This window comes from Streptomyces ureilyticus, from assembly GCF_011045025.1.
GTDB classification, from domain to species: domain Bacteria; phylum Actinomycetota; class Actinomycetes; order Streptomycetales; family Streptomycetaceae; genus Streptomyces; species Streptomyces ureilyticus.
Window position 1 is genome coordinate 1 of sequence record NZ_JAAKZX010000304.1, and the last position, 9021, is coordinate 9021.

The 9021-nt window shown below is 71.4% G+C and carries 7 protein-coding genes and 2 pseudogenes; 4 read left to right on the forward strand and 5 right to left on the reverse strand.

Annotated features, from left to right (window positions below; genetic code table 11):
- The first annotated feature begins 37 nt into the window (after positions 1 to 37).
- From G6048_RS44595 to G6048_RS44605, 3 genes are all read left to right on the forward strand, one after another.
- Positions 38 to 1099 (forward strand): ABC transporter permease, encoded by a 1062-nt coding sequence (locus G6048_RS44595; protein ID WP_165345340.1) that lies wholly within the window; start codon positions 38 to 40, stop codon positions 1097 to 1099.
- A 66-nt stretch (positions 1100 to 1165) separates the two neighbouring features.
- Positions 1166 to 2329, forward strand: coding sequence for a substrate-binding domain-containing protein (locus G6048_RS44600; RefSeq protein WP_165345335.1), 1164 nt, complete (start codon positions 1166 to 1168; stop codon positions 2327 to 2329).
- A 98-nt stretch (positions 2330 to 2427) separates the two neighbouring features.
- A complete protein-coding gene (locus G6048_RS44605) occupies positions 2428 to 2829 on the forward strand; it encodes a ChaB family protein (protein WP_165345336.1) in 402 nt (133 codons plus the stop codon).
- A gap of 82 nt (positions 2830 to 2911) precedes the next feature.
- On the opposite strand, the gene G6048_RS44610 is transcribed toward G6048_RS44605, so the two are convergent.
- The gene (locus tag G6048_RS44610) at positions 2912 to 3787 is read right to left on the reverse strand and encodes an SDR family NAD(P)-dependent oxidoreductase (protein WP_408056235.1); all 876 of its coding nucleotides are present in this window, start codon (positions 3785 to 3787) and stop codon (positions 2912 to 2914) included.
- A gap of 201 nt (positions 3788 to 3988) precedes the next feature.
- Between G6048_RS44610 and G6048_RS44615 the strand changes: the two genes are divergently transcribed.
- The gene (locus tag G6048_RS44615; protein ID WP_165345337.1) at positions 3989 to 5377 is read left to right on the forward strand and encodes a glycosyltransferase; all 1389 of its coding nucleotides are present in this window, start codon (positions 3989 to 3991) and stop codon (positions 5375 to 5377) included.
- A 150-nt stretch (positions 5378 to 5527) separates the two neighbouring features.
- Here the strand turns inward: G6048_RS44615 and G6048_RS44620 are convergent, their stop codons facing one another.
- From G6048_RS44620 to G6048_RS49010, 4 genes and pseudogenes are all read right to left on the reverse strand, one after another.
- Positions 5528 to 6466: a DMT family transporter gene (locus G6048_RS44620; RefSeq protein ID WP_165345338.1), complete on the reverse strand. Its 939-nt coding sequence runs from the start codon at positions 6464 to 6466 to the stop codon at positions 5528 to 5530.
- Positions 6467 to 6496: 30 nt separating this feature from the next.
- Complete coding sequence (gene hpnR / locus G6048_RS44625) at positions 6497 to 7993, reverse strand: hopanoid C-3 methylase HpnR (RefSeq protein WP_165345339.1); 1497 nt, start codon at positions 7991 to 7993, stop codon at positions 6497 to 6499.
- Positions 7994 to 8099: 106 nt separating this feature from the next.
- Positions 8100 to 8273: pseudogene (locus G6048_RS49005) on the reverse strand (response regulator transcription factor); the annotation flags it as partial.
- Positions 8269 to 8794, reverse strand: a pseudogene (locus G6048_RS49010) (MMPL family transporter); the annotation flags it as partial. The pseudogenes G6048_RS49010 and G6048_RS49005, both read right to left, overlap by 5 nt.
- Positions 8795 to 9021 lie beyond the last annotated feature (227 nt).

Below are 9021 nucleotides of genomic sequence, written 5' to 3' on the forward strand. Positions count from 1 at the left end.
CTCCTCGCCCCCGTCCCCATCGCACCGTCCGGGCCCGCTGAGCCGATGGGAGAGGCAGGGCGGGCACCTCATCGGCACGTACGGCCTGCTGGCCCTCACCGCCCTGCTCTTCCTGATCTTCTCCCTCACGCTGCCGCGTACCTTTCCCACTGCGGACACCATCGACTCGATCCTGGCCACCCAGTCGATCCCGGCGGTCCTCGCGCTCGCCGCCATGGTCCCGATCGTGACCGGCGCGTTCGACCTGTCCATCGGCTACGGCCTCGGCCTGGCGCATGTCATGGTGATGCAGTTCGTCGTCAACGACGGGTGGCCCTGGCCGCTCGCCTGCCTCGCGGTGATCATTGGTGGGGCGGTGGTGGGCGTCCTCAACGGTGTCATCGTCGAGTTCGGCCGGATCGACTCCTTCATCGCCACGCTCGGGACCGGCAGCATGATGTACGCCGCGACCGGCTGGATCACCGACGGCGGCCGGATCGTCCCGGGCCCGCAAGGCCTCCCGGCCGCCTTCACCGACCTTTACGACTCCACGTTTCTCGGCCTTCCGGTCCCCGCCTTCTACGTGCTCGCCCTCGCGGTCGCGCTCTGGCTGGTGCTGGAGCGGCTGCCGCTGGGCCGGTACCTGTACGTCATCGGCTCCAACCGCCGCGCCGCCGACCTCGTCGGCATCCCGGCCCGCAGGTACACCGTGTACGCCTTCGCCGCGTCGGGGCTGATCGTCGGCTTCGCCGGGGTGCTGCTCGCGGCCCAGCAACAGCTCGGCAATCCGAGCGTCGGCCTCGACTACCTGCTGCCCGCCTTCGCCGGTGCCCTCCTCGGCGCCACCGCGATCAAGCCCGGCCGCCCCAACGCCATGGGCACCGTCGTCGCCGTCACCGTCCTCGCCGTCGGCCTCACCGGTATCGGCCAGATGGGCGCCGACTTCTGGACGACCCCGCTGTTCTACGGCGGCACCCTGCTCCTCGCCGTCGGCCTGGCCGGCTACTCCGCCCGCCGCCTGCGCACCGGCGCCGTCTCGGCCCGCGATTCGCCCGTCGGGCCGCCGCCACCGCCGTATCCCCCGGCCCAGGACGGTGGCACAACGGGCACCACTCCCTGACCCACACCACGGCCACCCCCGTAACTCCGACCGCACCCTCCGCTCATCCCTCCGCGAGGAGCTCCCGTGCAGCGCAACCGCAAGGCCACCCCCGGCTTCTTCACGGCTCGGTCCGCCTCCGCGGCCCTGTTGGCAGCGGTAACCGTCCTTGCAGGCTGCGAACGCGGCTCGTCCACAAGGGAGGGGGACTCCGCAACGGGCCCGAGTGGCTGCCCCGCGGCCCACGCCAAGGCCCAGGACGCCGTCAGACAGGCAGAGAAGACCGACGCCCCCTGGGACGGACCGACCAGCGGCCCCACGGCGGAGTCCGGCAAAACCATCGTCTACGTCGCGCAGACCATGACCAACCCCGGAGTCGCGGGCACCGCGAACGGAGTGCGGGAAGCCGCGCGGGTCATCGGCTGGAACGTCCGGGTGATCGACGGCGGGGGCACGCCCGCCGGTATCCAGGCGGCCATGAGCGCGGCCGTGGCCCTCAGGCCCTCGGGCATCGTCATCGGCGGCTTCGACCCCGGCTCGACCTCGCAGCAGGTCGCGCGGGCCAACGCGGCGGGCGTCCCGCTCATCGGCTGGCACGCCATCGCTTCGCCCGGCCCCAGCCAGCGGCCCAAGCTCTTCACCAACGTCACCACGCGGGTCGAGGACGTGGCCGCAATCAGCGCTCAGTGGGTCATCTCGCGTTCCAACGGCCGCGCCGGGGCCGTGGTCATCACCGACGCCTCGATCCCCTTCGCCAGGAACAAGTCCGACCTGATCAGGAAGGAGCTGGCCACCTGCTCGGGCGTGAAACTGCTGGCGCAGGAGAACATCCCGATCCCGGACGCCAGCAGCCGCACCCCCCGGGAGATTTCCTCCCTCCTCTCCCGCTTCCAGAGCGACTGGACCTACTCCATCGCCATCAACGACCTGTACTTCGCCGACGCCGCCCCCGCCTTCCGGGCAGCCGGCAAGAAAGGCTCCGGCCCACCCTTCAACATCGGCGCCGGCGACGGCGACCCCTCCGCCTTCCAGCGCATCAACAGCGAGCAGTACCAGGCCGCCACCGTCCCCGAGCCGCTGTCGCTGCAGGGCTGGCAGATCGTCGACGAGTTCAACCGGGCCTTCGCCGGCAGACCCGCCAGCGGATATGTGGCCCCCGTCCACCTCACCACGGCCGCCAACAGTGCCGGGGCCACGACCTGGGACCCGCCGGGTTACCGGGAGGCGTACCGAAAGATCTGGGGCAAGTAACGGCGGCAGTCCCTCCGGCTGCCGCGGTCCCGTTTCTTGCAGGGGGAGCCGGGCACTCGAATCCCGCTCAGCCCGAACCGGATGGGGAGGTGAGTCCCGTGCCGGGACAGCAGGAACTGCCGTCGACTCTGGACCGGTCCTCCAAGGACGCGCAGCGCACCTGGGTCAAGGCCCATGACTCCGCCGTCGAGCAGTACGGCGAGGGCGAGCGGGCCCACCGGGTGGCGTACTCGGCGCTCAAGCACAAGTACGAGAAGGTCGGCGATCACTGGGAGCGCAAGGAGCACCGGCGCAAAGGCCCCTCCGACCCGCTGGCGGGACGGCCGCGACAACTGGGCGGGCGCAGCGGCGAGGGCGTGGACGAGAAGGCATCCAAGCAGCACCTGTACGACGTGGCCAAGCGACTCGGCGTCGAGACACGGTCCCGTATGACGAAGTCCGAGCTGCTGGACGCGGTGCGCAAGGCGAACCGTTCCAAGACCCGCGAGGCCCGGAGCTGAACCGACCGCGGTCCTGTCCGCTCACCGGCGGCAGCGTCAGCCGTTCGCCGGCGGCGGTGCTCAGCCGTCAATCCGTCCGCCGTCAGCCGAACCGGGCCGCGAGACGCCGGTACAGGGCCGGTGCCACGCCGTGCAGCCGGCCGGGCAGACGGAGCCAGCCAGGTACGTACACCTCGTCGCGGTCGTGGATGATGGCCTGCCAGACGGCCTCGGCGACGCGTTCGGCCGGTACCGGTCTGGGGCGCGAGCGTACGTAGGGAGCGCCGCGCCGTTCGAAGAACGGGGTGTCGACGACCCCGGGCATGACATGGCTGATCCCCACGCCCGTGCCGCGCAGCTCGTAGCGGAGGGCCTCGGCGAAGGTGCCGAGGGCAGCCTTGGCGGCGGAGTAGACGGCCTCGTCACGGACCCCGAGGCTGCCCGCGACGGAGCCGATGAGCACCACGCGGCCGGCGCCCTGGCTGATCATGCCCGGCAGCAGAAGTCGTACCAGATGCACCGGCGCCAATACGTCGACGGAGAACACCTCGTCGATGGCCCGCTGCGGCATGGTGTCGAAGGGCCCTGCCCAGCCGATGCCGGCGCCTGCCACCAGCAGATCCAGCCGCCCGGCGGAGTCCAGGACGTACGCGGCGAGCCGCCGGTCCGCCCCCGGCTCGGCCAGATCCGTGGGGAAAGCGGCGGCCGAAGTGTCGTTGGCGCCGTGGTCGAGGTCCTGGGCGACCCGTTCGAGCCGCGTCCGGTCGCGCCCGTTGAGTACGAGGTGCCAATTGCCCTCCGCCGCCAGGCGCCGTGCGACGGCGGCGCCGATGCCCGAGGACGCGCCCGTCACCAGGGCCACACTCGCCTTCGGCGCCGACACGGCGGCGAGGCGCGGGCGAGCATCGGAGTCCGTGCCGGCCGCGGTGCCTATGGGCGCGCTGACTTCGGAGCCGGTGTGGGGTGCGTCGTGGGGCACGGTAGTCGTCCTCCGCAACCGGTGAAGCCAAACGTCGGTTGGTGACGGTGTACTCCGGGCCCAGTCTACGAAGGGACCGCTGCGTCCGCCCGGCCCGTGCACAGGGCAGTCGAACGCCGCAGGGCGGTAGTACGCCACCGCCCGCGCCCACCTGCCCGAGCCCTTGATAGGAAGCGCAGGCCAACGGGTACTACGAGTGCCATGGGCGAATCACTTTCCGGGCTTTCGAGACCTTCCGGACTTTCTCTCGCCGAGGCGTACGCGCTTCCCGGCGCCGGCCGGGCGCACCACCCCGTCCCCTCCGTCGCGGTCCTCGTGGAACTGCTCAGGAACGGCTCGGCCGGCGGTCACGTCAAGTGCTGGGAGCACTTCGCCGAAGCCGCGGCCCAGTACACCGGGCCCGGACCCGGGATCGACCTGACCGTGTACGTCCTCGGCGAGCGGGAGAGCGTCGAGCCGCTGTCGCCCCGCGTACGGTTCGTCAGCCTGCGGCCGGTGCTCAGCACGGCGGCCCTGATGCCCGCGGTCGGCGGAGTCGACATCGTCGATCTCGCCCCTTTCCACCCCCGGCTGGCCAGGCTGCTGCCCCGGCACGACGTCTGGCATCTCACGCACACCTTCGCCTTCGCCTCGACGGCGGCCCTCCTGGTCCGCCGCGCCGACCGGGCCCCGACGTCCGTACGGCCCGGGGTGGTCGGTTCGCTCCACACGGACGTCCCGGCCCTGGCGTCCGTGTACCTCAAGCAGATGCTCGGCCGGACGCCGGGCCTGGCCTGGATGGACGGCCGGTTCCCCGGTGGCGGCGCGCCGTCGGCGGTCGCGTGGCTGGCGCGGCGGCGGCGCGACCGGCTGATCCGGATGTGCGACCGGGTGCTGGTCGCCTCGCCGGACGACCGGACCGAGATCACCGCGCTGACGGACCCCGACCGGGTCTCGCAACTGCGGCGCGGCATCGACCGCGAGCGGTTCCGGCCCGATCCCTGGGCCCGCGGCGCACTCGCCCGCGCCCACGGCGTGCCCGTGGACCGGCCGCTCATCCTGTTCGTCGGCCGCGTGGACGCCTCCAAGCGCGCGCTGCTGCTCGCCGAGGCGGTGGACCGGATGAGACGTCGGGGACATGCCGTACATCTGCTGATGGTCGGCCCGGGCGCCGACCGGGGCCGGGTCGCGGATCTGCTCGGCCCCGACGTGACGCTGCTCGCGCCGCAGCCCCAGGAGTGGCTGGCCCGGGTATACGCCGGATGCGATGTGTTCGCGTTCCCGTCCCGGACGGAGACCGTGGGCAACGTCGTCGCCGAAGCGATGGCCTGCCGCCTCCCCGTGGTACTGCCCGCGGGCGCCCGGACCACGCAGTGGCTGGCCGGGCCGGGGCGGGACGGCCTGGTCGTACGGCACGACGACGCGGAGGGCTGGGCGCAGGTGCTGACCGAGCTGGTGACCCGGCCGGAGCTGCGCCGGGTGGTGGGGGAGCGGGCGGTCGCCACGGCCCGGCATCGGCATCCCACCTGGGCGCAGGTGTTCGCGGATGACCTGGTGCCGGTCTGGCAGGAGGCGGCGGCCGTCCGAATGGCCACCGAGCGCGTCGCTTGAGCGATGAAACCGCGGGCCGGTGGGGCTTGGTCGCTCTGCACTCTCGGCTCCGCTCGAGCGGAGCCCCCATCGCGGCGGAGCCGCACAATGTCACGCCCCGCGCCCCTTACGGGGCGCCATAGTGCACCGGACTTCACCAAGGTCGCCGCACTACGACCGCAGGTCCCTCGTGCGCTCGGCCGCCGCTCGTCCGCCCCCGGGACCGTCCGCGACCGGCGGGCTGTCCGTCTCGCGCGGGTGCAGCGCGGCGATCAAGGGCGACGAGTTCAGCCGTACGATCCCGAAGACCGTCAGGCACACACCCAGGACCGTGAATCCCGAGGTGGGCCAGCCGTGGTGCAGCGTCTCCCCGAACAGCGTCGTGCCGGTCGCGATGGCCACGGCCGGTTCTGTCGCGTCGATCACCGTCATCGTGGCGGCCAGTGGGCCCGCCTGGAACGCGCTCTGGATCAGCAGCAGCCCGGCGAAACTGGCGATGACCAGCAGATACGTCTGCCAGGCAGTGAACAGCGAGAGCAGGCCCCGTTCCATGTGCGCGACGGTGATCGTCAGCAGTACGGACTGGAAGCCCATCACCGCTCCGCCGGCCAGGGCTACGAGGGACGCCCGCCACGTACCCCCGACGAAACGGCGCGCCACCAGTGCGCAGAGCGTCACCCCGCACACCGAGCCCAGCGTCATCAGCCAGGGCCCGAGATCCGCGTCCGTCGAGCTGCCGCCGTGCGGCCGTGCGGTGGACAGGGCGAGCGCCAGACCGGCCGCCACGGAGAGGGTGCCGATCCACTCCCGGGCACCCAGCCGCTTGCGGCTGAGCCGCGCGGACAGCGGCACCGCGAAGATCAGCTCACAGACGATCAGCGGCTGCACCAGGCTGAGCGGTGCGTGAGCCAGGGCCAGTGCCTGGAATCCGTACGCGACGAAGGCGAAGGCGATCCCGGACAGCCACAGCGGCCGCCGGACCAGATGGCTGAGCAGGGTCCAGGACAGTGCCTCCTCGGCGGGGCGGGCGCTGGCCGCCCGCTGCTGGAGTACTCCCGCCAGGGCGAAGCAGGCGCCCGCGGCGAGTGAGGCGAGGACGGCGACCGGCATACCGGGCCCTGTTCCGGAACGCGCGGCCGGTCAGTGCTGCGGCCCGGGCGGCTTGGCGTGGGCGGCCGGCCGGGTGTGGACGTACAGCTCGCGGCGGTCGCCGAGCTCGGTGTGCGGGGGCAGCGGGAGTTCGTAGCGGACCGGTCGGGCGTGGTCGGCGAGCTGGCGCCGCGGGTTGTAGACCCGGTTGAACTTCCACAGCATGCGCGCGAAGTTCGTCTGACCGCGGGCGAGGTTGCGGCCGAGGACGCGCGCCGCGCCGAAGGCGGTGCGCAGGCCGAGGTGCTTCTGGTGCAGTACGGCCTGGGTGCGGACCAGTTCCCGGTAGAAGACGTCGAGCGGCAGTGCCGTGGGCACGACGGCGTGCTGGATGTCGAAGAGCCGGTAGTCGCGGGTGGTCAGCCGACGCGACTCGGTGTGCCAGATCTCCGTACCCGGATAGGGCGTCATCACGGTGAGGTGGACGATCTCCGGTACGGACAGCGCGAACTCGCGGACGATCCGGAAGCGTTCCTCGTCCCAGGCCGGGTCCACGATCAGGTTGATGGCGACGTTGATGCCGAGTTTGCGGGCCGTCTCCAGGGCGTGAAAGTTCTCGTCCGGGCTGACCCGTTTGCGGTACAGCTCGAGGCCCTCCTCGTCCAGCGCCTCCATGCCGAGGAACATGTAGTTCAGCCCCAGCCGGGCCCACCGCTCGAAGACCTCCGTGTGGCGCAGCAGTACGTCGCTGCGGGTCTCCAGGTAGTAGCGCTTACGGATCCGCCGGCGTTCCACCTCTGCGGCGATGGCGTCGCCGTGCTCCGGACGGATGAACGCGACGTCGTCGACGATGAAGACGTTCGGCTCCCGGATCGACGCCAGCTCCTCGGCCGCCGCTTCCGGGGACGCCTTGCGGTAGCTGCGGCCGTAGAAGGTCCACGCCGAGCAGAACGAGCAGTCCCAGGGGCAGCCGCGGGTGAACTCGATGGAGGCGCACGGGTCTAGTTCCCCGATGAAGTACCGGCGGCGGTGACGCATGAGGTCGCGGGCCGGGCGCGGCGCGTCGATGCCGTGCAGCAGCCGCGGCGCGGGCCCGTGGCCGTTCGCGGTGACCACGCCCGGGACGCCGTCCACACCGCCGTCGCGGACCGCTTCGAGCAGCGGCGCCATGACCGGTTCGCCCTCGCCGCGGACCACCGCGTCGACGGCGCCCGCCGCCTGGGTGAGCACGTCCTCGGCGACGAAGGAGACGCTGTGGCCGCCGAAGAAGACGAAACAACCGGGTACGGCCCGTTTCGTCCGCTCGGCGATCTCGATGGCCTCCGGAATGTTGGCGAGGTAGTTCAGCGAGATGCCGAGCGCTTCGGGCTGGAAGGACGCCAGTTCCGACCGTAGATCCGCGTGGTCGAGCACCTGGAGGTCCACCACTCGTACCTGATGACCTGCGTCGCGGGCGGCGCCGGCCACTCGTTCAAGACCGAGTGGTTCCAGCCTCAGGAAGATCTCCGAGTACAGCAGGGCGCTGGGGTGGACGAGCAGTAGGCGCATGGGTCACCTCGAGATGGAGACGGCTGCCGCAGTTCAAACAATGCCAGCGCCTCCGGCTTTCGGCTCCTTGACCTACCCCGACCCACCACCCCCGTAGGCGCCCCGCTCAACCGCCGGAGGCAGGCCCTACCAGCCCGGACTGGTAGGCGATGACGACCAGTTGGGCCCGGTCGCGGGCATCGAGCTTCGTCATGGCGCGCTGCACGTGAGTGCGTACGGTCAGCGGGCTGAGAAAGAGAACGTCGGCGATCTCCTCGTTCGATTTGCCTTCGGCGGCCGGCGAAGCCGACCGCCGAACCCGCGGTGCCGGTGGCCAGACCCGCCGCCTCCTGGGGAGCATGTCCCTTGGCGCGTTCCTCGCGATAGCGGGATACGACGAACATGGCGTAGTCGATGCCTACCGCGAGCCCCAGCATCATCGCCAGCGTGCCGGTCGTCCCCGACAGGCCGAAGGTGCTGGCCAGGGCCGTGATCGCGGCCATGCTGACCCCGACACCGAGCACCGCCGTCAGCAGCGGAAGACCGGCAGCGGCCATCGAATCGAAGGTCAGCACCAGCATGAGGGCCGCGATGGCAATACCGATCGCCTCGGCCGTCGCGCCCGCGGCCGGCTGACTGGCCAGCGCGTCGCCGCCGACCTCGACGGTCAGGCCGACGTCCCGGACCTCGTCGATGGCGTCCTCGATGGACTTCTTGTCGGCGTCGCCGATTGTGGGCGATGACCTTGAAGTTGCCGGTCGTGTACGCCGTGGTGGGGTCCTTGCTGACCGCCCGTGCCTCGAAGGGGTTGGCGACTGCTGCCGGTGTACTGAGCGGGAGTGACTTCTGGTGAGTGTGAGTGAGTGCCAGGGCCGGATGCGGTTGGCCGGCGCCTGCTCCGGGACGGGCTTCCCGGCTATGGGGTGCGTTCTCGGTCTCCGTTCTTCGGGAGGGGAACGGGGGTTCTTGGGTCGAATGGGTGACCTTTGCGGGTGGTGCTCGTTGACTGCCGTGACGGGGATCTTCGACCGGGCGGGGGTGAACGGGTG

Coding starts and splice junctions, on each gene's coding strand:
- G6048_RS44615 (WP_165345337.1), top strand. CDS start 3,989: ATGGGCGAATCACTTTCCGGGCTTTCGAGACCTTCCGGACTTTCTCTC.
- G6048_RS44620 (WP_165345338.1), bottom strand. CDS start 6,466: ATGCCGGTCGCCGTCCTCGCCTCACTCGCCGCGGGCGCCTGCTTCGCC.
- hpnR (WP_165345339.1), bottom strand. CDS start 7,993: ATGCGCCTACTGCTCGTCCACCCCAGCGCCCTGCTGTACTCGGAGATC.